The sequence below is a fragment of the Pseudomonas sp. NFX183 genome, from assembly GCF_047943075.1.
Classification (GTDB): Bacteria; Pseudomonadota; Gammaproteobacteria; order Pseudomonadales; family Pseudomonadaceae; genus Aquipseudomonas.
In genome coordinates, this window is record NZ_CP181333.1 from 113,309 (window position 1) to 133,717 (window position 20,409).

Below are 20,409 nucleotides of genomic sequence, written 5' to 3' on the forward strand. Positions count from 1 at the left end.
CCTCGGGGTCAGTGAGGCTTGATTGTTGCGCTAGACTAGGCCCATTAAAACCTCCAGTTTTGGATACTTTACATGGTCCAGATGCGTAAATGGCGCCCGCTGCTCAAGCTCGACGAGCGCACGCCCCAGGCGTCCTATCGCAAGATTGCCGAAGGCCTGGTGCAGGCCATCCTCGAAGGACGGCTGCCGCCCGGCACGCTGCTGCCGGGCACACGGGAAATGGCGCAGATACTCGACGTCAACCGCAAGACGGTGATCCTGGCTTACGAGGAAGCGTCAACCAAAGGCTGGCTGATCAGCGAGCCGCGCCGGGGCACGTTCGTCAATGCGCAATTGGCGCCAACGCCCGCGTCCAGCCGCGCGCAGCACTCCTTTGCGCCACCACTGCTGGCGCAGCCAGTGGTGCCGTATTTCGAGCAGAATGCCCAAGTCATCGCGCTGCAGCATCGGCATGACGCGCTGTTTTTCGATAACGGTGCCTGCGACCACCGCTTGCTGCCCCAGGCCGTTTTACACCGCTATTACCGCAGTGCCCTGCGCAGCAGTTTTGCGTCCAACTCGGTGCGCTACGGCAGCGAAGGCACCGGCTATGAATTGCGTTGCGCGCTGGCAGAGATGCTGCGCAACAATCGCGGGCTAACAGTCAGCGCCGAGAATATCTGCCTCACGCCCGGCACTCAGGTGTCGCTGTACCTGACGGCCAGCCTGCTGATCAAACCCGGTGATGTGGTGTTGGTGGAACGCCTGAGTTACCCGCCGGCGTGGGAAATTTTCCGCAAGCTCGGCGCGCATTTGATCACCGTCGATATGGACGATGAAGGCTGTCGCACGGACCACATCGAGCAGTTATGTCACGCACATGATGTAAGGATGATTTACCTCACGCCGCACCACCAGTTTCCCACCACGGTGAGCCTGCATGCGGCCCGTCGGCAACACCTGCTGGCGTTGGCGGCGCAGCACAATTTCTGCGTGATCGAAGAAGACTACGACCACGAATATCACTTCAACGGGCGGCCCTATTTGCCGCTGGCCAGTGATGGCGCGCAACGCCATGTGATCTACATCGGCTCGTTATCCAAGGCGTTGGGGTCGACGTTTCGTTGCAGTTATGTGGTGGCTCCGGCCAGCGTGATTGAGGTGCTGCAGAACAGCGCGGCATTGGTGGTAGGCGACACCGACGCGGTTGCACAAAAAATGCTCGCGGACCTGATCAATCAGGGGGAATTGAAGAAGCACCTGCGCCGTGTTTCGAAAGAGTACATGGCGCGTCGAGAGGTGCTGCACAGCTGTTTGCACAGCGCATTCGGCGATCGAATCCAAGTGCGAGAGCCAGAAGGCGGCCTGGCCCTCTGGGTTCGCTTCCAGGATGAAACCGACGTCGATCAGTTGCTCGCCGCGGCCCGGGGCCAGGGCGTGGTGGTGCGCAGTGCGCGTCAGTTTTCACCGCTGAATGTGCCGGAAAATGCCCTGCGCCTGGGGTTCGCCTCGCTTGATCGGGATGAGATCCGGGAAGCCACACTGCGGTTGGCAAAGGTGATGAGCAGGCGCTGATCACACGCACGCATCGACACCCGCTAGAGCGCGCCATGGCCGCTGTTTTGAAGCCGCGCAAGGTCGGGAAACTCGAGCAACAGCGCCCGATTGCCGCGACCGATATGCTCCATCACCGCCAGCGTGATGAACTCGCGCACCATCCCGCTCGAGACGTAATACATCGCCCAGGCTTGCTCGGGCGTGCAATGGCCGATCTGTTCTTCGATGTCCTTGTAGGCCTGGTATTCGTCCGGCTTCAAAACGTATGGGTCAGCCGCTTGGCGCATGATTTTTCTCCTCCCTGAAAACGCTGCGACAGCCCCTTGGTCTGCCGACGGATAACGCTGGGACGTTATGGCCCCATGCATACGCCGGCGCTGATCGACTTTCGTCGAGCGACTCCCCCATCATGTTTATGGAGCAATGCCTCGATGCGGTTCAGCAGTTGTTCTTGATTACCCAGTGACGTAAGGCCGTGGGTGCTTTGCGCCTCATAGGCCTCAACCATCTTTATCAGCGTCACTAATTGATAAGTGTCGGCTTTGTTTTTTTTGCAAATAGCCATGTAAGCCCTCCGCCGATAAAGATGAATACCCAGCGGGGTTACGTACCGCTCTTGACCTTGGTCCACACGCGCGTGCGGATTCGTTCCAACTTCAACGGTAGTGGTTCAAGCGGAACAAGGGTGGCAACCGTATGCTTGTCAGGATAAATCCACGGGTTGTCGCGCAGCTTCTGCTCGACGAACTCAGTGGCGTCCTTGTTAGCGTTCGGGTAAAGCGTGTGGTTCGAGCTCTTGGCAATCACTTGCGGTTCAAGCATGTAATTGATGAACGCCAGACCTTCCTTGGCATGGGGCGCATCTTTGAGCAGCACAAAGTTTTCCGACCACACCAACCCACCCTCACGCGGCAGGCTGTAGGCAATTTTGCGCCCGGTGTTGTTTTTCTCATTGATGGCCTGTGCCGTCAGCGCCCCGCTCGCCCAGCTCACGACCACACAAATATTGCCATCGGCAAAGTCGGCGTCGGTTCTGGATGAGTCGAAGTAGAGGATATAGGGACGGATTTTCAACAGCAGCGCCTGGGCTTTCTGGTAATCCTCAGGGTTCTGGCTGTTGCTCGGCAGGCCGAGGTAATTCAACGCGATCGAAATGACCTCGCTGGGCGAGTCGAGCATCGCCACGCCGCAGGACTTGAGCTTGCTGATGTTTTCTTCTTTAAAGATCAAGTCCCAGCTGTCCACCGGGGCGTTATCACCCAACGCGGCTTTGACTTTATCAACGTCATAGCCAATCCCGGTGGTGCCCCACAAGTAGGGCACGGCGTAGCGGTTGCCCGGATCATTCACCGAAAGCAGCGCCAACATCTCTGGGTCGATATGGGAGAAGTTGCTCAGTTGATTGCGGTCCAGCGGTGCAAGCACGCCTGCCTTGATCAGGCCGGGCAGGACATTGGAGGTGGCGACAACCACGTCATAGCCTGTGCGCCCGGCCATGACTTTGCTCTGCATGATCTCGGCGCTGTCGAAGGCATCCACGTGCATGCGCGCGCCGGTTTTTTGCTCGAATTCCTTGGGCGTCTCTGGCGCGATCAACCCGAACCAGTTGTACAGATTCACCTGAGGTTGCGCCGCCGCTGCGGGCGCGCTGATACCCACACAGACAAGCGAGGCCAAAAAAATGGCTCGCAAATGTGATTGACTCATATAACTATCCTTGTCAAAAACGACAGGCCTTCATGGCCTGCATCCGCTGGGAGGTGAATATACCCGGCGTCGTCGAATAGTAAATACCTACAAGTACTTAGCTCGCGCCTATGAACGCCTAACCCTAAAGGGGTAGAACATGTCACTCGACCTTCATAACCTGGCCTGGCACCGATCGGCCGGCAAGCTGATCATGGAGCTCAATCGCCCGGCTTTCTGGAGCTCGCTGGTTCGCGTGTTGAATGAATATGTGCAGATCGACAACTGGGTTGTCCTGGTTTTCAGCGATCAACGAGTCAACGTCATCAGCTTTACTGAAGTGGCCGATGCCGAGGAGGTGGATGCCCTGACTCAGCGCTACCTCAAAGGGCTGTACCTGTTAGACCCGTTCTACATTGCCAACCGGGAAAACCCGCAGAGTGGCTTCTTTCACCTGTCAGACATAGCGCCGGAGCACTTTCTGACCACCGAGTATTACCATCAGTATTTCGCCCAGTACGTCTCGGTGGATGAGGTGCAGTACAACGTTCAGCTCGATGAGGACAGGACGCTGTGTATTTCATTTGGCAGTAACGTGCGCTACAGCCCGGAACAGATCACCACACTGGATATCATCAAGCCTTGGGTGCTGGCATTGATGCACCAGCGTATGTGCTTTGAGATCGACGTTGAAAAAAACCTCAATGAGACACCGCCCTGGTCGCAGGCAATTGTTCAACTGGGCAGCCAGATCACAACGCGTGAAAAGGACGTGCTCAAGTTGCTGTTGAGCGGGTTCTCCAACAAAGAAATCGCCGGCAAACTGTCCCTGTCGACAGAAACGGTGAAAGTGCACCGGCGCAACATTTACACCAAGCTGAACATCAAGTCCCAGTCCGAACTCTTTGCGCGTTTCTTCATGCCAAAACAGGACGTCTACGCGGTGAGCTGAAGGCGCGGCCCTCAGCCCGCCGTGCCGAGAAACGGCAGCGCGAGGAACAGCTTGATTACCACCGCATTGGTGATGTCGATGAAAAACGCCCCCACCATCGGCACCACCAGAAAGGCAATCTGCGAGGGGCCGAAGCGTTGTGTCACCGCCTGCATATTGGCAATGGCGGTGGGTGTCGCGCCCAATCCGAAACCGCAATGCCCGGCCGCCAGCACCGCCGCATCGTAGTTGCTGCCCATCACCCGAAACGTTACGAAAATCGCGAACAGGGCCATTAACAGCGCCTGTGCCGCCAGCAGGATGACGATCGGCAACGCCAGCGCCGCCAAGTCCCAGAGCTTGAGCGACATCAGGGCAATCGCGAGGAACAACGACAGGCTGACGTTACCCAGCAGCGACACTTCGCGCTCAAACACCTGATGCCAACCCAGCGCCGACAAGCCATTGCGCAGCACTACGCCGACAAACAGCACGCAGACAAAGGTGGGCAACTCGAAGGCGGTGCCCTGGATAACACCACTCAGGCACGTGCCAACCTGCAAGCTGATCGCCAACAAGGCCAGGGTTTCGATAAAGGAAAACGAGGTGATCATGCGTTCCTGGTCGGGGCGCTCAAAGCCTTTGGGGCGCCGCGGCTGCGAGTGTTCAACGCCAGGCACCTGGACGCGCTTGATCAACAAGCGCGCGACCGGGCCGCCAATCAAGCCCCCCAGCACCAAACCAAAGGTCGCCGAAGCAATTGCCAGTTCAGACGCGGAGGCCACGCCGTACTTCTCACTGAACACCGCGCCCCACGCGGCGCCCGTGCCGTGCCCGCCCGACAGGGTGATGGAGCCAGCCAGCAAGCCCATCAATGGATCAAGCCCCAGCGCCTTGGCCAACGCGATGCCCATGGCGTTTTGCACCACCAACAGGGCCGTCACGACCAGCAGGAAAATACCCAGCACGCGCCCGCCTCGCTTCAGGCTGGCGAAATCTGCGTTCAGGCCAATCGTGGCGAAAAACGCCAGCATCAATGGAGTTTGTAAGGATGTGTCGAAGCGAACCTCGACATCCACCAGCGCACGCAACGCCAGCAGCAGAGCGGCAACCAACAGGCCGCCGGCTACCGGCTCCGGAATGCTGTAGGCGCGTAGAAAGCCGATCCGGGCCACCAGCCAACGGCCCAATAAAAGCACCAGGGAGGCAGCGACCAGGGTTGAATAGAAATCGAGCTGAAGCATCTGGACAGTCCTTTGAAGTAAACAAGGAAAATGGGCTGGCCAGAGTAGAGACAGCGGAACAGGTACACAGCTACCCGACATTGATTACAGACTATTCCTACGCACATCAGCACATGGCCTACACGCGTGGTGTGTTTTGCAGGCAAAAAAGCGACACGAACAAAAACGCCGATCATCACTGATCGGCGTTTTCGTTAAATATGGAGCGGGAAACGAGACTCGAACTCGCGACCCCGACCTTGGCAAGGTCGTGCTCTACCAACTGAGCTATTCCCGCAAATGGCGTCCCCTAGGGGACTCGAACCCCTGTTACCGCCGTGAAAGGGCGGTGTCCTAGGCCACTAGACGAAGGGGACACGCTACTGAAACACATGGTGTGTATTTCAGTGCCCAGAGATTAAATCCGAAGATTATGCCCTGGTTTCACTCAGTGTCGCCCGAAGGCCACACTGCTTAAATTTGGAGCGGGAAACGAGACTCGAACTCGCGACCCCGACCTTGGCAAGGTCGTGCTCTACCAACTGAGCTATTCCCGCATATGGCGTCCCCTAGGGGACTCGAACCCCTGTTACCGCCGTGAAAGGGCGGTGTCCTAGGCCACTAGACGAAGGGGACACACGTACAACATTCACTCCCTACCGCGTTTCGCTGTGTGCTTTACGCTGTAAGTGGCGCGCATTCTATGGATGGATTGAAAGGTCGTCAACCCCCAAGGATAAATTTATTTAAATCAATGACTTCGCCCTGCTTTCCAGGCCTTTGCGGGCATTGTGCCCGTCCGGGCTTTGACGCCTATATTCTGGCGCCCGACAAGGCGCTATAGTTCGCCCAGGCAAATGATGGCAATGTGCATCCACGCAGGGAACGCTTACCTATATAGAAGAAACTACCTGGGCAACTGGTCGAACAATCCTATCCGTCGGAAGGCCCAGTCACTACACTCCACAGCAAACCCTATAAAGAGGTCACACCGGTGACACCACTCATGATCACCCTGCTGGTAATAGCCGGGATCGTAATACTGATCGCCATTGGCTACATGAACCACGTGGTGGAAAACAACAAACTGGAAAAGCAGCGCACCGAAATCGAGCTTAACGATCGGCTGCGTCGTTGCGGTGAGATCACCGAAACGTTCCCCGGCCAGTTGATGACCCCGAAACTCAAACTGTTGCTGACTCGCCTGGAACTCAACGTCACCCAGCGCCTGTTGAACCTCAGAAAATCCAGCGCGCCGCTCAAGGCGCGGATCGCTGAGCTGAACGCGCTGATCGCCCAGGGCGAATCGATCCCGGTGGCTAACCCGCCCGCGCCGATCCAGACCGAAGCCAAGGCCAAGGACGTGCGTTTCCTGCTCGAGGCGCTGCACGGTCAAGTGACCCGTGCCGCCCAGGACGGTTTTCTGCCGACCAACGAAGCCAAGCACTGGATCAAGGAAATTCGCCACATCCTGGTGTTGCTGCACATTGAGTTCTTCAACAACCTGGGCCAGCACGCCCTGCAACAAGGCCAGCCTGGCCAGGCACGCCTGGCGTTCGAGCGTGGTGTGCAGTATTTGCGCAAACAGCCGGAGCCGGTGCTCTACAGTGCACAGCTGCAACTGCTGGAATCGCAACTGGCCCGCGCCAACTCCACGGTGCTGACCAACAGCAAGCCGGCCGAAGACGAAGTCAACGAACTGACCGAAGGCCTGAAAGTCGTCGACGCCGACGCCGAATGGAAGAAGAAAGTCATCTACGACTGATCGCCTGCCCCATGTGGCGACCTCGGGTCGCCACATGCCATCACTTTGCATCTATCCGCCCGCCCCCGACTAGCGTAAAAAAGTGCCCCTCACTCCGTGAAGTTAGAGGCCTGCTATGCCTGTTGCCGTGATTGATGGACAACCGCTGCACTATGTCGACCAGGGCACCGGCCCGGTCGTCCTGCTGGGTTCCAGTTACCTGTGGGACCGCGACATGTGGGCCCCGCAAATTGAAGCCCTGTCGCAACAGTACCGCGTGATCGTGCCGGAACTGTGGGGCCACGGTGAGTCCGGCCCGCTGCCGACGCATACCCGCTCCCTCGACGACCTCGCGCGCCAGGCCCTGGCGCTGCTGGATCAGCTGGATATCGCGCAAATCAATCTGGTCGGCCTGTCGGTCGGCGGCATGTGGGGCGCGCGCCTGGCGTTGCTGGCACCGGCGCGCATCAACAGCGTGGTGCTGATGGACACCTACCTGGGCGCCGAGCCCGACGCCACGCGCCAGTATTACTTCTCGCTGTTCAAGATGATCGAAGACGCCGGCGCCATCCCCGAGCCGTTGCTGGATGTGGTTGCACCGATTTTCTTCCGCCCTGGCATCGACCGCGAGTCAGCCCTGTACCAGGATTTTCGCAATGCGTTGCAGGCCTTACCCAAAGAGCGCCTGCTGAACAGCATCGTGCCACTGGGTCGCCTGATCTTCAGCCGCGAGACCATTTTGGACCAACTGCCCCGTCTGGACTCGGACACCACGCTGGTGATGTGCGGCGAGCAGGACAAACCGCGGCCGCCCACCGAATCACAGGAAATGGCTGAACTGATTGGCTGCAGCCTCACGCTGATTCCCGACGCGGGGCATATCTCGGCCCGGGAAAACCCGGACTTCGTCAATGAAGCGCTGCTGACCTTCCTCGCCAACCACGCCTGATCGGCGCCCTGCCCTTTGCTCGCAGCTCACCCGCTGCGATCAAAGGCGGAAGTGCCCCACCATGCCCTTGAGCTCCGCGCCCAACTGCGCCAGCTGGATACTCGACGCGGCATTGCCCTGCATGCTCAACGCCGACTGATCGGCGCTCGCACGAATGCTGGTCACGCTGCGATTGATCTCTTCGGCCACCGAGCTTTGCTCCTCGGCCGCCGCGGCAATCTGCTGGTTCATTTGCTGGATCAATGACACCGCCGCGGCAATGCTGCCCAACGCGCTCTCCGTTTCCAGCGCATCGCTGACCGCCAACTTCACCAGCTCGCCGCTCTGCTGGATTTGCTGCACCGACGACTGCGTTGCGCTGCGCAACGTACTGACCAGACGCTCGATTTCCTCGGTCGATTGCTGCGTGCGCTTGGCCAACGCCCGCACTTCATCGGCCACCACTGCAAACCCTCGGCCCTGCTCGCCGGCGCGGGCGGCTTCGATGGCGGCGTTAAGGGCCAGCAGATTGGTTTGCTCGGCCACGCTTTTGATCACGCCCAGTACCGTGCCGATATTCTGGATTTCCGCGCTCAGGCTTTCGATACTCGCGCTGGCACTGGTGCTGGAGGACGCGAGCAATTCAATCCGTTGCAGGTTCTGGCGTACCACCTGCTGACCGCTGTCGACCTTGTCATCGGCGGTCTGCGCGGCTTGCGCGGCCTCTTCGGCGTTACGCGCCACGTCGTGCACCGTGGCGGTCATCTGGTTCATTGCCGTGGCAACCTGTTCGGTCTCCTCCTTCTGGCTGCTGACTTCAACATTGGTCTGCTCAGTGACGCTGGACAGTGAATGTGCCGAACTGGCCAACTGCTCGATGCCCGCTTGCAGCCCACTGACCATCTGGCTCAGGCCGCTGCCCATCTGATGCATCGCCTGCATCAACTGGCCGATTTCATCGCGGCGGCTGACTTCCATCCGCCCGCTCAGGTCGCCGGACGCAATCTGCTGGGCCACGGCGATCACCGTGCGCAGCGGCGCCACGATCAACCGGGTAATCATCCACGCCGCGATCAAGCCCACCAGCAGCGCCAGGGCTGAGGAGCCGATGATCAACAACGCGCTTTTCTTCAATTGCGCCTGCATGGACTGGTCTTCGGCGTCGTACGCCTGGTTGACCCGGCTGACCACTTGGTCGGCGCGATCATGCAACTGCTTGTAGACGACTTTTTCCTGGGCCAGCAGCCCGGTGTACTCGCCGAGTTTTTCGCTGAATGCCGCGATATGCCCGGAGACTTCATTGAGTACGGTCTGGTAACCCGCATCCTTGACCGAGGTTTTCAACTGCTCGACTTGCGCCAGGGCCTGGTCGGCCTGTTCGATCTTGCCTTGCTCGGCGTTGTCGGCATCGGCCTTGCGGCTCTGATCCAGGCGCACGTGCGCCTCATTCATGGCTTGCAACATCAGCCGCGAGACCTGGCTGACCTGCCCGGCCTGCTCGATAAACTCGGCGCCGTCCTTGCCCTGGCTTTCCTTGAGGCCATAGGCGCCATCGTCGGCCAGGCCGGCCTGCAACACATCGAGGTTATTGGCCACACTGGACACCGACCAACTGGCCATTTCCAGCGCCAGGTCCTTGGTCTGGGTCAGTTCGACAAACTCGTCGAATGCCTTGCGATACGCCGCCAACGCCTGCTCGACATCGCCCATCACTGGCACATTCGTGGCTGACCGGGCCTTGAGGCTCGCAGCCATCGCCGCCAGCGCATCGACACTTTCATGCAGGGCATCGACGGACTTGGGGTCGGCGTGCAGCGCGTAGTCCTGCTCGATCAGGCGCACCTTGAGCAAGCCGCTGTTGAGCGATGACATGGCCTTGAGGCCTTCAAAACGCTGGCCAACGGTTTGCAGGGACCACACGCCAATGGCCGCCACCAGCGCCGTCAACAGCAGCACCAGAGCGAAACCCAAGCCCAGTTTCTTCGCCATACCGAGGTTGGCAAAACGTCGTTGCACGCCTGAAATCATTGCACTTGAATCCTCTTGCAATGGCAGATGCCATCGAGCCTGGTTTGCATGCAGCGAGATTCGCAACGACGAGCCAGCGGCACAAGACGTTGGCGCCACAATAATGGCAAAAAGCTACATGCCCGTCGTTTTCAGAATGGTCGAGGTCGATCTGGCAGGCCCCATGGCACGAAACAACGCCAGCGCTCGCTGATCAGCAGCATAGGCCACATTGATGCGCAGCCAGTCGCTGTGTTCGCCCTCGGGATTGAACAGCGCCCCTGGCGACAACAACACACCGAGCCGTCGGGCGCACGCCTGCAACCGTGAATGATCGCCCCTGCCGGGCCGGGCCCACACAAACAGGCCCCCGGCGGGCACGGCGAACACCTCCCACTCCTCGTCCTCCAGCACCTGCAGGGTCGCGGCCATTTGTGTGTTCAAGCGCTTGCGCAGGCGCTGCACCCACTTACGGTAGGTGCCATTGGCCAGCAGCGTGGCCAGCACCGCCTCGGCAAACCGCGACGTGCCGATGCCTGTCAGCGTTTTGAGCGTCACCATGGGCGCAATAATCGCTGCGCTGGCGCTGAGGTACCCCACGCGCAAGGCACTGCTGAGGGTCTTGGAGAAACTCGAGATATAAATCACCCGACCGTCATGGGGCAGCGCCGACAGCCGTGTGCAACTGGCGTGCTGCAAGTCGCCGTAGACGTCCTCTTCGACAATCAGGAAGTCTTCGCTGCTCGCCAATTGCAGCAGGCGCTCGGCCACGACGCGGCACAGGCTGGTGCCGGTCGGGTTGTGATACAGGCAGTTGATGAACAGGCACTTGGGGCGATGGCTTTTCAGCAGCGTCTCCAGCACCGGAATATCCGGGCCGCCCAGCGTGCGCGGGACGTGCAGCAGCTTGACGCCATGGCGTTCCAACTGACGGTAGAGGTTGGCATACCCGGGCGTCTCGACCACCACCGTATCGCCGGCCTTGAGCAACGTCCGTATGAGCAGGTCCTGTGCATGGCTGGCGCCATGGGTGGTGAGGATGCAGTCGAGGCTGCTGGGCACTTTCATCTGTGTCAGGCGCTTGAGCAGTTGCTCACGCAGTGCCGGCAACCCCAGCGGCGTGCTGTAGTTGAACAACCCGGCGGTGTCGGTGCGGCTGACCTCGCGTATGGCGTAACAAATGTCATCGCTTTCGCGCCAGGCGTCCGGCAGCCAGCCGCAGCCCAGTTTCAACTCGCCCAACGGGCCATCGACGTAGGCGCCCCAGCCCAGCTCGGCGCCTTCATACCAGTGGCTTTCAAGGGAAACCGGCGGCTGGGCCACTACAAACCCCGCGCCCTGTTTTGCCACCAACACCCCCTGCGCCACCATTCGCTCAAAGGCTTCGATGACGCTGGATTGACTGAGCAGGTTGTCGAGGGCCAATTGCCGGATGGATGGCAAGCGGGTGCCGGGGCTTGCCCCGCTCGTGCGAATCCATTGCGCCACCGCGCTGACGATTTGCTGCACCACCGGTACAAGGGCCTGTCGATCGATGCCTAAATCCATGAGCCACTCACTTCAACTGTCTGTTATTCAACCCCAAACAGTTAAGCACAGAAGCCGGGTTCGACCTGTCGCCGAAATTTATTAAAGTATTGATTTTATTGGATTATTTACCTACTGATACACATTCTGACGAGGCCTTGTGCCAGCCCTGGAAACGCCCCACAGCGCCCCTGGCCTTTTCGAATAGGCAGTGGCGCCGAGTCCTAGATGGCTGTCGCGCCACCGTCCACCGCCAATGCCTGGCCCGTGGTGAACGCGGCACCGTCACTGCACAGGTACAGCACCGCACTGGCGATTTCCTCGACTTTGCCGATGCGCCCGACCGGGTGCATGGCGGCGGCAAACTCAGCCTTGCGCGGGTCGGCTTCATAGGCACGCCGGAACATGTCGGTGTCGATCACCGCAGGGCACACCGCATTCACGCGGATTTTCTTTTTCGCGTATTCGATGGCCGCCGATTTGGTCAGGCCGATCACGGCATGTTTGGACGCCGCATAAATGCTCATCTTCGGCGCTGCCCCCAAACCCGCCACCGAGGCGGTGTTGACGATCGCCCCGCCGCCTTGGGCCAGCAACAGCGGCAACTGGTGCTTCATGCACAGCCACACGCCCTTGACGTTAACGCCCATGATCGCGTCGAACTCATCCAGGCTGCCGTCGGCCAGCTTGCCCTTCTCGATCTCGATCCCGGCATTGTTGAAGGCGTAGTCCAGCCGACCATAGGCGGCGACAGTCTGCGCCATCAACTGCTGCACATCGGCTTCCAGCGTGACGTTGCAGCGCACAAACAACGCCTCGCCGCCCGCCTGTTGAATCAGCGCAACGGTGCTCTCGCCGCCCGCCACGTCCAGGTCGGCAACCACCACTTTCAAGCCTTCGGCGGCAAATGCCAGCGCGGTGGCGCGGCCAATACCGGCGGCGGCGCCGGTGACCAGGGCGACCTGGCCGGAAAACGTCATGCTCATGGGGATGTCCTGTGGGGAAAATAGCCGTGGGCCGAGTCTAGCCAACCGTAGGATGGGCGCGTCAGCACTATCAGAAGGCCGGTTGGCTGTGTATGAATCGCAGTGATAAGGCAACCAGCCTCACTATCAACCAGGCCTATCGGCGGGCATTCGCGCCTCTCGCGCAACCTTGCTCTCAGGCCGTTAGAGGTCTATCACTTGGGGTTCATTTCTAAAGAGTCCTTTGCCATGACTGCCCAGACCAACCGCCAGTTCCTGCTCGCCAAACGCCCGGTCGGCGCGGCGACACGGGAGACCTTCACCTATCAGGAAGTACCGGTGGGCACGCCAGGGGATGGGCAAGTGCTGGTGCACAACGAATACCTGTCCCTGGACCCGGCCATGCGTGGCTGGATGAACGAGGGCAAGTCCTACATTCCGCCCGTCGGCATTGGTGAAGTGATGCGCGCGCTGGGCGTGGGCAAGGTGATTGCGTCGAACAACCCGAAATTTGCAGTGGGTGACTACGTCAATGGCGCGCTGGGCGTGCAGGATTACTTCCTCGGCGAACCGCGCGGCTTCTACAAGGTGGACCCCAAACTCGCGCCGCTGCCGCGCTACCTGTCCGCCCTCGGCATGACGGGCATGACCGCCTACTTCGCCCTGCTCGACACGGGCGCGCCCAAGGCCGGCGAAACCGTGGTGATCTCCGGCGCCGCCGGGGCGGTGGGCAGCATTGCCGGGCAAATTGCCAAGATCAAAGGCTGCCGCGTGGTCGGCATCGCCGGCGGCGCCGACAAGTGCAAATTCCTCGTGGATGAATTGGGCTTCGACGCAGCCATCGACTACAAAAGCGAAGACGTGCCAGCCGCCCTCAAGCGCGAATGCCCTAAAGGCGTGGACGTGTATTTCGATAACGTCGGCGGCGACATCCTCGACGCCGTACTCAGCCGCCTCGCGTTAAAGGCGCGGGTGGTAATTTGCGGTGCCATCAGCCAGTACAACAATAAAGAAGCCGTGAAAGGGCCGGCCAACTACTTGTCGTTGCTGGTCAACCGTGCGCGGATGGAAGGCTTTGTGGTGATGGACCATGCGGCAAACTTTGCCGCAGCCGGGCAGGAGATGGCCGGCTGGATGGCGCAGGGCAAGCTCAAGAGCAAGGAGGATATTATCGAGGGGCTGGAGACGTTCCCGGAAACGTTGATGAAGCTGTTCAACGGCGAGAACTTCGGGAAGTTGGTGCTGAAAGTCAGCTGACCACTGTGGATCGAAATGTGGGAGCGGGCTTGCTCGCGAATACGGTGTATCAGACACACATCCGGTGACTGACACTCCGCTTTCGCGAGCAAGCCCGCTCCCACATTTTAGCTCAGCGATATTCAGGCGATTTCGGCGACCACTGCCGCCAAGGCTTTCGCCGGGTCCGCCGCCTGGCTGATCGGGCGACCGATCACCAGGTAGTCCGAACCCGCATCCAGCGCCTGACGCGGCGTCAGAATGCGCCGCTGGTCGTCATGGGCACTGCCCGCCGGGCGAATGCCGGGTGTGACCAGTTGCAGCGACGGGTGAGCGGTCTTCAGGGCCTGGGCTTCCAGCGCCGAGCACACCAGACCATCAAGACCTGCCTTCTGCGCCAGCGCCGCCAAGCGCAATACCTGCTCCTGAGGCTCGATATCCAGGCCGATGCCGGCCAGGTCCTCGCGCTCCATGCTGGTCAGCACGGTCACACCAATGAGCAGCGGTTTCGGGCCGCTACGCTGTTCCAGTACTTCACGGCAGGCCGTCATCATGCGCAGGCCGCCGGAGCAGTGCACATTGACCATCCACACGCCCATTTCAGCCGCGGCCTTGACTGCCATGGCGGTGGTGTTGGGGATGTCATGGAATTTCAGGTCGAGGAACACTTCGAAGCCTTTGTCACGCAGGGTGCCGACAATTTCGGCGGCGCAACTGGTGAACAGTTCCTTGCCGACCTTGACCCGGCAAAGCTTGGGGTCCAACTGGTCAGCCAGCTTCAGTGCGGCGTCACGAGTGGGGTAATCCAGGGCGACGATGATAGGAGTCTGGCAGACGGACATTGGAATGGGCTCTCAGGCAAGTCGAAATCGGCGCGGATTGTAGCGCAAGCGGCGCCGTTGCGGGATCCGATGATCGGTAAAATACTGATCGAGCGCCCATAACTCGGCATTTAGCGCAATTGTGTCAAGACTGATACATTCACGACATGCCCTCAACACGCACCACGTCTAGCCTCGCGCACATGACCGCCCGTCCAGCACTTCCAGCCATGGAGCTGGGCGCCTATGCTGACAGCAACAACCCAGGCAGATGATCGCACTATGCATACCCCTACCGTCTCTGTAAACGAAGAGCAAAAAGGCGCGGTGATCGCCGAAGACAAGCGCTGGAATACCCGTGCGCTGATCGTCGATGACGATCTACCGATTCGTGAACTGCTGATCGACTACCTGGCGCGCTTCAATATTCTCGCCGTCGGCGTCACCGACGGCACCGCCATGCGCACGGCCATGCAAGCTGAAACCTTTGATGTGGTGGTGCTCGATCTGATGCTGCCGGGCGAAGACGGCCTGTCACTGTGCCGTTGGCTGCGCACCGAATCGGACATCCCGATCCTGATGCTCACCGCGCGCTGCGAACCCACCGACCGCATTATCGGCCTGGAACTGGGCGCCGATGACTACATGTCCAAGCCCTTCGAACCGCGCGAGCTGGTGGCACGCATCCAGACCATCCTGCGCCGAGTACGCGATGACCGTACCGAGCAGCGCGCCAACATCCGTTTCGACAACTGGCGCCTCAACAGCGTACTGCGCCAGCTGGTGGCCGACGACGGCCTTGTGGTGCCGCTGTCCAACGCCGAGTTTCGTCTGCTGTGGGTGTTTATCGAACGCCCGCGCCGCGTGCTGAGCCGTGAACAATTGCTCGATGCCGCGCGCGGCCGTTCCATCGAGGCGTTTGATCGCAGCATCGACTTGCTGGTCTCGCGCCTGCGCCAGAAGCTGGGCGATGACCCCAAGGCACCGCAGTTGATCAAGACTGTCCGCGGCGAAGGCTACCTGTTTGACGCGCGGGATATCGGCTGATGCGCGCCACCTTCAATACGCTGTTCGGCAGGCTGTTCGGCGTATTGCTGGTGGCCATTGTGCTGGCCCACGTGCTGGCGTTCTTTTGGTTTCACCACTATGGCTCGCCACCGCCGCCGCCTCAGGAAACCTTTGTCGAGCAGCCGGATGGAACGATGAAGCCGCTGCCCAAGCACCATCGCCCCTGGTTCGGCGGCCCGATGGTGCCACTGACGTTTCAATTTATCTCGCTGATCATTGCCGCCTGGTATGGCGCCAAATTGCTGAGCCGGCCGATCCAGCGCCTGAGCGCAGCCGCCGAACGCTTGAGCCTCGACCTCGACAGCCCACCCCTCAATGAGTCCGGGCCTCGCGAGGCGCGCCAGGCTGCATCGACCTTCAACCTGATGCAAAAACGCATTCGCGAGCAAGTCAGCCAGCGTGCACGCATGCTCGGCGCCGTTTCTCACGACCTGCGCACCCCGCTGTCACGCCTCAAGCTGCGTCTGGAGCAGATCGAAGACACCAAGCTGCAAGGTCAGATGCGCCAGGACCTGGACGACATGATCGACATGCTCGACTCCACCCTGAGCTACTTGCACGAACAGCGCACCAGCGAAACCCGGCACTGGCTCGACGTGCAGGCGCTGGTCGAATCCCTCAGCGAAAACGCCCAGGACCAGGGCTCTGATGTGCAGTTCGCGGGCAATTGCGCGCCCTTGCAGGTGCAGCCGATGGCACTGCGCTCGTGCCTCAACAACCTGATCGACAATGCACTGCGTTATGCCGGTACGGCGCGGGTGGAACTGAGCGACAGCCGCGAAGCCTTGGTCATCCGTGTGATCGACCACGGGCCGGGGATTGCGGCGGATAAACGTGAGGCCGTATTCGAACCGTTCTTTCGCCTGGAAGGCTCACGCAACCGCAACTCCGGCGGCGTCGGCCTGGGCATGACGATTTCCAAGGAAGCGGTGGAACGCCTCGGCGGCAGCCTGAGCCTGGAGGAAACCCCAGGCGGCGGCCTGACCGCCGTGATGCGGTTGCCGAGGGCTTAAAGGGGTTTGTCTTCGCGACGCACTTGCGCCTGGGTCGCGCTCCAATCCGTCAGCAGGCTGTAGGCCACCGCCAGCAAGGTCGGGCCGATAAACAGACCGATAAAGCCAAAGGCGATCAACCCGCCAAACACGCCCAGCAGCACAATCACCAGCGGCAGGTTGCCGCCGCGGCTGATCAGGTACGGCTTGAGCACGTTGTCGACGCCGCTGATGATGAACGTGCCCCACACACCGAGAAACACCGCATAGGTGTAATCGCCCTTCCAGGCCAGCCAGGCCGTAGCCGGGATCCATACCAGCGGCGGCCCCATGGGGATCAGGCTGAGCAGGAAGGTGACAATGCCCAGCACCAATGCGCCCGGCACGCCGGCGATCAGGAAGCCGATCAGCGCCAGCAACGCCTGAGCGGCGGCGGTACCAATCACGCCGTTGACCACGCGTTGCACAGTGCCGGCCACCAACTCGATGTAGTAACCGGCACGGTCGCCGATCAAGCGTTCCAGCAGGCGATGCACGAACGTCGCCAGGCGCGGCCCGTCGCGGTAGAAGAAAAACACGAACACCAGGCTCAGGGTCAATTCGAGGATACCGCCGCCGATCTGCGCGCTGCGCGCCAGCAACCAGTTGCCGACCTGGCCCAGGTACGGCTTGATGCTGACCATCAACGCCGCGCCCTGCTGGTCGATGCTGTCCCAGGTGGCCACCAGGCGCTCACCGACCAATGGAATCGAACCCAGCCACGTTGGCGCGGCCGGCAGACCGTCAACCTGGATATCCTTGATCAGGCCCACCGCGTCGCGTACATGGTCGGCCAGGTTGAACCCCAGCCACACCAGTGGCACCGCCACCAGCAGCATCCAGCCCAGGGTCAGAATGCCCGCCGCCAGGGATTCCCGGCCGCCCAGCCAGCGGGTCAGCAAACGCATCAGCGGCCAGCTGGCAAACGCCAGCACCGCGCCCCAGAACAGCGCCGACCAGAACGGCGCCATCACCCAGAAGCTGGCACCAAACAACACCAGCAGCAGGATTTGCACCAGTAGGCGATCGTTATTGAGCATCGGGTATCTCGAGAATAAGGCTGTAGGAAGAAAGCTTAGGCGAACGGCGCGGGTCCGTTCGCCCTGTTGCGGGTCAGCGTATCAGATGCAGGTGCAAACCCTTAGCGTCACCGCTGCCGGTTTCCATGCGCGCGGCGCGCACGCCGCTGTCGATCAGGCCCTGGCGCCAGGCTTCGGCGGTCGGCCCGGTCAAGCTGACGCGCAAGGTGGCGTCGAGGTTCAAGCCACGGGAAATCAGGGTCAGCCAGGTGGCGTCGGGTTCGGCGCCCAACGCCGGGAAGTCCAGTTCGCCGGTGCTTTTCAACTCACGCAGCAAGGTGGCCGAGGTGGGCAGCAAGTCCCCCAGCGGCGCGCTGGCGTCGAGCTGTTCAACATGCAGATAGGCGCGACGGTTGCCGCGCGTGATGCCGTACAGCGCTACCAGGGAATTGTCCTGCGGCGCCGCCAGACGCAGCAGCAGGTATTCCTGCTGCCCATCGGCGCCGACCAGTTTGGCGTTGCCGAACACTTCGTTGGCCCACAGGCTGCTTTCGCCGCAATCGCGAGCCTGGCACCAGAACAACAGCTGCGCGCCCTTGGCCTGCAACGCTTCGCGCGTCGCGGTAAACGCGGCACTGGAAGTGTGCTCGGCGGGCAGCTCATAGGTGATGGCGGTGGTCTGGCCACGCGCTGTGGCTTGGCCTTCGTAACGCAGTTGGCCGCTGATCTTGCGGATTGCGCCCATCGGGTAGATGCGTTCCTTTTCTTCAGCGGGGCGGTAATCGACGATTTGCGCATCGGTCTGACGGGCCACGGCCGGTAAATCCTGGCTTCCCGGCAGGTCGGCGGCGAACACCAAGGGGCTGAAACAGCACAGCCCGAGGGCACGGATACATCCTTTGCGCAGGCTCATCGGATCGGTGAGCCCTGGCCATTAGAGGTCGCAGCAGTGTTCATAGCGTTCATGGTTGACTCCCTTTCAATCCGCCCAGCCTCGGCAGTTGCCCGCGTCAAGTCAAGGCGCGTGGAAGAACCGATTGAAACAGTCTGCAACAAGCAGCGCGCCGGGCTCATCATTAAGGTGTAAATGATGGCCGCCGGGCAGCGTCTTCACCGTAAAAGGTAGCTGAGAAAGCAATTCTGGATGTTTCGCCAGCATGCCATCAGCCGCGACCACCAGCTGTGTAGGGCAACCCACGCGCCGCACGAAAGCCATCGCCTGCTCATCGGTCAGGCGCATCGGCGAGGCGAGCGTCAGGCGGCTGTCCGTACGCCAGGTGTAACCGCCCGGCACCGGCATCAAACCGCGCTGGGCCAACAGCTCGGCGGCTTCGCGACTGACCGCCACCACGCCTTTCATGCGTGCTTCCACGGCGCGATCCAGCGAGGTGTAGACCGGTTTGCGCTTGTCCTGCAGGTTCAGTTGCGCCTGCAGCGCCATGCCCAGCCGCTCGGCGGCGCTCTCGCCCGCGGCGGTGGGCGGGACCACGCCGTCGATCAACCCCAGGTGCGTGACTCGCTCCGGCAAGGCACCGGCCAACACCAGCGAGACGATGGCGCCGAGGGAGTGGCCAAGTAATGCAAAACGTTTCCAGCCCAGCTGTTCGGCAACTTGCAACACATCAAAGACGTAATCCCACAGGGCATAACCGGCGCCGGCAGGACGGTGCGCCGAGTGCCCATGACCGGCCATGTCCAACGCGACGATACGCAAACCGTGCAGCTTCGGTGCCAGCCGCGCAAAGCTGTTGGCGTTGTCGAGCCAGCCATGCAGGGCGATCACCGGCAAACCGTCTTCGGGACCAAACAGATGCGCCGCCAACTCGATGTGCGGCAGGCTCAGGCGGACTTCTTCGACGGGCGTGCTCATGCGCAACTGCGCTCGCGGGCTGCCCAGCGGGAAAACAGGTTCTTGATCAAGGTCGCGGTGTCCTGCGGGCGTTCGAGGGGAAACATATGGCCGCCGGGCATGGTGAGCATTTCGCCCATCGGCAGGCGGTCGACGCCGCTGGCATGGTGACGCATCACCACGCGGCTTTGACGGCCGCGCACCACCGCCAACGGCACCTTCAACTGACGAACCTGGCCAGGGCTGGTGTGAGGCACGCCGCGGTAGATGCTGATTTCAGTGGCCGGATCAAAGCGCAGACGCAGGCGATCGCCCACCTGTTGCAAGCCATGTTGCAGGTACGCGTCAAAGCATTCCGGATCGAACCCGCGAAACAGCGTCTTGCCGGCAAAGTAGCTGCGCGCGGCCTCCAGATCGGCAAATTCTTCACGGCGGCCCAGCGTACGCCCGGCCGGGGTCAGGCGGTCGATAAAGCCGAAACGCTTGGCGGCACGGATCACCCAGCGGTCAGCGCGGGTCAGCACCGGCGAATCGAGCATCACCACGCCGCGGTACAGCTGCGGACAGCGCATGGCCGCGTGCAAATGCAACACACCGCCCAGGGAATGGCCCACACCCCACACCGGTTCCGGCTGCAACTGCAGATGGTGGATCAACTCGTCCACCAGGTTCTGCCAGTTGTCGTCCACCGGAAACCTGGGGTCGTGACCGTGTTGCGGCAGGTGAGCCACGGCATATTCCGGGGCCAGGGCGGCAAACAACTTGCCGTAAGTGGCCGAAGGGAAGCCATTGGCGTGGGCAAAAAACACGTGCTGCGACATACCGGATCCATCTGCAA

Annotated in this window: 19 protein-coding genes, 4 tRNA genes and 1 pseudogene; 7 read left to right on the plus strand and 17 right to left on the minus strand. The window is 60.9% G+C overall.

Features of this window, described 5'->3' with window-relative positions:
• Nucleotides 1-72 precede the first annotated feature (72 nt).
• Entirely contained in the window at nucleotides 73-1,554 is a 1,482-nt protein-coding gene (locus ACM530_RS00580) for a PLP-dependent aminotransferase family protein (RefSeq protein WP_416364054.1), read from the plus strand.
• 23 nt (nucleotides 1,555-1,577) lie between these two features.
• Here ACM530_RS00580 and ACM530_RS00585 read toward each other — a convergent pair whose 3' ends face one another.
• The 3 genes from ACM530_RS00585 to ACM530_RS00595 all read right to left on the minus strand — a co-directional run bounded on the left by ACM530_RS00585 (nucleotide 1,578) and on the right by ACM530_RS00595 (nucleotide 3,243).
• Nucleotides 1,578-1,823 (minus strand): hypothetical protein, encoded by a 246-nt coding sequence (locus ACM530_RS00585; protein WP_145166078.1) that lies wholly within the window; start codon nucleotides 1,821-1,823, stop codon nucleotides 1,578-1,580.
• Nucleotides 1,824-1,888: 65 nt separating this feature from the next.
• A complete protein-coding gene (locus ACM530_RS00590; protein WP_416364055.1) occupies nucleotides 1,889-2,101 on the minus strand; it encodes a hypothetical protein in 213 nt (70 codons plus the stop codon).
• Nucleotides 2,102-2,139: 38 nt separating this feature from the next.
• Nucleotides 2,140-3,243 carry a polyamine ABC transporter substrate-binding protein gene (locus ACM530_RS00595; RefSeq protein ID WP_242193668.1) on the minus strand — a complete coding sequence of 368 codons (1,104 nt, stop codon included), beginning with the start codon at nucleotides 3,241-3,243 and terminating at the stop codon, nucleotides 2,140-2,142.
• A gap of 139 nt (nucleotides 3,244-3,382) precedes the next feature.
• Here ACM530_RS00595 and ACM530_RS00600 point away from each other — a divergent pair, with 139 nt between their 5' ends.
• Nucleotides 3,383-4,174, plus strand: a complete 792-nt coding sequence (locus ACM530_RS00600; RefSeq protein WP_416364056.1) for a helix-turn-helix domain-containing protein — start codon at nucleotides 3,383-3,385, stop codon at nucleotides 4,172-4,174.
• 11 nt (nucleotides 4,175-4,185) lie between these two features.
• Here the strand turns inward: ACM530_RS00600 and gltS are convergent, their stop codons facing one another.
• From gltS to ACM530_RS00625, 5 genes are all read right to left on the minus strand, one after another.
• Entirely contained in the window at nucleotides 4,186-5,397 is a 1,212-nt protein-coding gene (gltS, locus tag ACM530_RS00605; protein ID WP_416364057.1) for a sodium/glutamate symporter, read from the minus strand.
• Nucleotides 5,398-5,598: 201 nt separating this feature from the next.
• Nucleotides 5,599-5,674: transfer RNA gene (locus ACM530_RS00610), tRNA-Gly, on the minus strand.
• 3 nt (nucleotides 5,675-5,677) lie between these two features.
• Nucleotides 5,678-5,753 (minus strand) — tRNA-Glu (locus ACM530_RS00615).
• Nucleotides 5,754-5,857: 104 nt separating this feature from the next.
• Nucleotides 5,858-5,933: transfer RNA gene (locus ACM530_RS00620), tRNA-Gly, on the minus strand.
• 3 nt (nucleotides 5,934-5,936) lie between these two features.
• Nucleotides 5,937-6,012, minus strand: a tRNA-Glu gene (locus ACM530_RS00625).
• Nucleotides 6,013-6,370: 358 nt separating this feature from the next.
• On the opposite strand from ACM530_RS00625, the gene ACM530_RS00630 reads away from it, so the two are divergent.
• Nucleotides 6,371-7,141, plus strand: coding sequence for a hypothetical protein (locus ACM530_RS00630; RefSeq protein ID WP_416364058.1), 771 nt, complete (start codon nucleotides 6,371-6,373; stop codon nucleotides 7,139-7,141).
• Between the two features lie 115 nt (nucleotides 7,142-7,256).
• The gene (locus ACM530_RS00635) at nucleotides 7,257-8,069 is read left to right on the plus strand and encodes an alpha/beta fold hydrolase (RefSeq protein WP_416364059.1); all 813 of its coding nucleotides are present in this window, start codon (nucleotides 7,257-7,259) and stop codon (nucleotides 8,067-8,069) included.
• Between the two features lie 39 nt (nucleotides 8,070-8,108).
• Here ACM530_RS00635 and ACM530_RS00640 read toward each other — a convergent pair whose 3' ends face one another.
• The 4 genes and pseudogenes from ACM530_RS00640 to ACM530_RS00655 form a co-directional block, all read right to left on the minus strand.
• Entirely contained in the window at nucleotides 8,109-8,990 is an 882-nt protein-coding gene (locus ACM530_RS00640; RefSeq protein WP_416365070.1) for a methyl-accepting chemotaxis protein, read from the minus strand.
• Nucleotides 8,970-10,076: pseudogene (locus ACM530_RS00645) on the minus strand (HAMP domain-containing protein); the annotation flags it as partial. The pseudogene ACM530_RS00645 and the gene ACM530_RS00640, both read right to left, overlap by 21 nt.
• 114 nt (nucleotides 10,077-10,190) lie before the next feature.
• Nucleotides 10,191-11,603, minus strand: a complete 1,413-nt coding sequence (locus tag ACM530_RS00650; RefSeq protein ID WP_416364060.1) for a PLP-dependent aminotransferase family protein — start codon at nucleotides 11,601-11,603, stop codon at nucleotides 10,191-10,193.
• 203 nt (nucleotides 11,604-11,806) lie between these two features.
• The gene (locus ACM530_RS00655; protein ID WP_145164936.1) at nucleotides 11,807-12,568 is read right to left on the minus strand and encodes an SDR family oxidoreductase; all 762 of its coding nucleotides are present in this window, start codon (nucleotides 12,566-12,568) and stop codon (nucleotides 11,807-11,809) included.
• 228 nt (nucleotides 12,569-12,796) lie between these two features.
• On the opposite strand from ACM530_RS00655, the gene ACM530_RS00660 reads away from it, so the two are divergent.
• Complete coding sequence (locus tag ACM530_RS00660; protein ID WP_416364061.1) at nucleotides 12,797-13,804, plus strand: NADP-dependent oxidoreductase; 1,008 nt, start codon at nucleotides 12,797-12,799, stop codon at nucleotides 13,802-13,804.
• Between the two features lie 122 nt (nucleotides 13,805-13,926).
• On the opposite strand, the gene pyrF is transcribed toward ACM530_RS00660, so the two are convergent.
• The gene (gene pyrF, locus ACM530_RS00665; protein WP_416364062.1) at nucleotides 13,927-14,625 is read right to left on the minus strand and encodes an orotidine-5'-phosphate decarboxylase; all 699 of its coding nucleotides are present in this window, start codon (nucleotides 14,623-14,625) and stop codon (nucleotides 13,927-13,929) included.
• 261 nt (nucleotides 14,626-14,886) lie between these two features.
• On the opposite strand from pyrF, the gene ACM530_RS00670 reads away from it, so the two are divergent.
• Nucleotides 14,887-15,651 carry a response regulator gene (locus ACM530_RS00670; protein WP_106580678.1) on the plus strand — a complete coding sequence of 255 codons (765 nt, stop codon included), beginning with the start codon at nucleotides 14,887-14,889 and terminating at the stop codon, nucleotides 15,649-15,651.
• The gene (locus ACM530_RS00675; RefSeq protein ID WP_145164942.1) at nucleotides 15,651-16,685 is read left to right on the plus strand and encodes a sensor histidine kinase; all 1,035 of its coding nucleotides are present in this window, start codon (nucleotides 15,651-15,653) and stop codon (nucleotides 16,683-16,685) included. The genes ACM530_RS00670 and ACM530_RS00675 overlap by 1 nt, the downstream gene beginning before the upstream one ends.
• On the opposite strand, the gene ACM530_RS00680 is transcribed toward ACM530_RS00675, so the two are convergent.
• The 4 genes from ACM530_RS00680 to ACM530_RS00695 form a co-directional block, all read right to left on the minus strand.
• On the minus strand, nucleotides 16,682-17,743 hold the full coding sequence (locus tag ACM530_RS00680; protein WP_145164944.1) for an AI-2E family transporter: 1,062 nt from the start codon (nucleotides 17,741-17,743) through the stop codon (nucleotides 16,682-16,684). The genes ACM530_RS00675 and ACM530_RS00680 overlap by 4 nt on opposite strands.
• 73 nt (nucleotides 17,744-17,816) lie before the next feature.
• Nucleotides 17,817-18,635 (minus strand): DUF4892 domain-containing protein, encoded by an 819-nt coding sequence (locus ACM530_RS00685; protein WP_242193681.1) that lies wholly within the window; start codon nucleotides 18,633-18,635, stop codon nucleotides 17,817-17,819.
• 102 nt (nucleotides 18,636-18,737) lie between these two features.
• Nucleotides 18,738-19,592: an alpha/beta hydrolase gene (locus ACM530_RS00690; protein WP_416364063.1), complete on the minus strand. Its 855-nt coding sequence runs from the start codon at nucleotides 19,590-19,592 to the stop codon at nucleotides 18,738-18,740.
• Nucleotides 19,589-20,392: an alpha/beta fold hydrolase gene (locus tag ACM530_RS00695; RefSeq protein WP_145164950.1), complete on the minus strand. Its 804-nt coding sequence runs from the start codon at nucleotides 20,390-20,392 to the stop codon at nucleotides 19,589-19,591. The genes ACM530_RS00690 and ACM530_RS00695 overlap by 4 nt, the downstream gene beginning before the upstream one ends.
• Nucleotides 20,393-20,409 lie beyond the last annotated feature (17 nt).

What these genes read in the sequence shown, in the direction of transcription:
- ACM530_RS00640 (WP_416365070.1), bottom strand. Translation starts at nt 8,990, where the DNA reads ATGCAGGCGATGCATCAGATGGGCAGCGGCCTGAGCCAGATGGTCAGT.
- ACM530_RS00600 (WP_416364056.1), top strand. Translation starts at nt 3,383, where the DNA reads ATGTCACTCGACCTTCATAACCTGGCCTGGCACCGATCGGCCGGCAAG.
- ACM530_RS00595 (WP_242193668.1), bottom strand. Translation starts at nt 3,243, where the DNA reads ATGAGTCAATCACATTTGCGAGCCATTTTTTTGGCCTCGCTTGTCTGT.
- ACM530_RS00685 (WP_242193681.1), bottom strand. Translation starts at nt 18,635, where the DNA reads ATGAGCCTGCGCAAAGGATGTATCCGTGCCCTCGGGCTGTGCTGTTTC.
- ACM530_RS00655 (WP_145164936.1), bottom strand. Translation starts at nt 12,568, where the DNA reads ATGAGCATGACGTTTTCCGGCCAGGTCGCCCTGGTCACCGGCGCCGCC.
- ACM530_RS00690 (WP_416364063.1), bottom strand. Translation starts at nt 19,592, where the DNA reads ATGAGCACGCCCGTCGAAGAAGTCCGCCTGAGCCTGCCGCACATCGAG.
- ACM530_RS00670 (WP_106580678.1), top strand. Translation starts at nt 14,887, where the DNA reads ATGCATACCCCTACCGTCTCTGTAAACGAAGAGCAAAAAGGCGCGGTG.
- ACM530_RS00680 (WP_145164944.1), bottom strand. Translation starts at nt 17,743, where the DNA reads ATGCTCAATAACGATCGCCTACTGGTGCAAATCCTGCTGCTGGTGTTG.
- ACM530_RS00635 (WP_416364059.1), top strand. Translation starts at nt 7,257, where the DNA reads ATGCCTGTTGCCGTGATTGATGGACAACCGCTGCACTATGTCGACCAG.
- ACM530_RS00585 (WP_145166078.1), bottom strand. Translation starts at nt 1,823, where the DNA reads ATGCGCCAAGCGGCTGACCCATACGTTTTGAAGCCGGACGAATACCAG.
- ACM530_RS00590 (WP_416364055.1), bottom strand. Translation starts at nt 2,101, where the DNA reads ATGGCTATTTGCAAAAAAAACAAAGCCGACACTTATCAATTAGTGACG.
- ACM530_RS00580 (WP_416364054.1), top strand. Translation starts at nt 73, where the DNA reads ATGGTCCAGATGCGTAAATGGCGCCCGCTGCTCAAGCTCGACGAGCGC.
- pyrF (WP_416364062.1), bottom strand. Translation starts at nt 14,625, where the DNA reads ATGTCCGTCTGCCAGACTCCTATCATCGTCGCCCTGGATTACCCCACT.
- ACM530_RS00650 (WP_416364060.1), bottom strand. Translation starts at nt 11,603, where the DNA reads ATGGATTTAGGCATCGATCGACAGGCCCTTGTACCGGTGGTGCAGCAA.
- ACM530_RS00660 (WP_416364061.1), top strand. Translation starts at nt 12,797, where the DNA reads ATGACTGCCCAGACCAACCGCCAGTTCCTGCTCGCCAAACGCCCGGTC.
- ACM530_RS00675 (WP_145164942.1), top strand. Translation starts at nt 15,651, where the DNA reads ATGCGCGCCACCTTCAATACGCTGTTCGGCAGGCTGTTCGGCGTATTG.
- ACM530_RS00695 (WP_145164950.1), bottom strand. Translation starts at nt 20,392, where the DNA reads ATGTCGCAGCACGTGTTTTTTGCCCACGCCAATGGCTTCCCTTCGGCC.
- gltS (WP_416364057.1), bottom strand. Translation starts at nt 5,397, where the DNA reads ATGCTTCAGCTCGATTTCTATTCAACCCTGGTCGCTGCCTCCCTGGTG.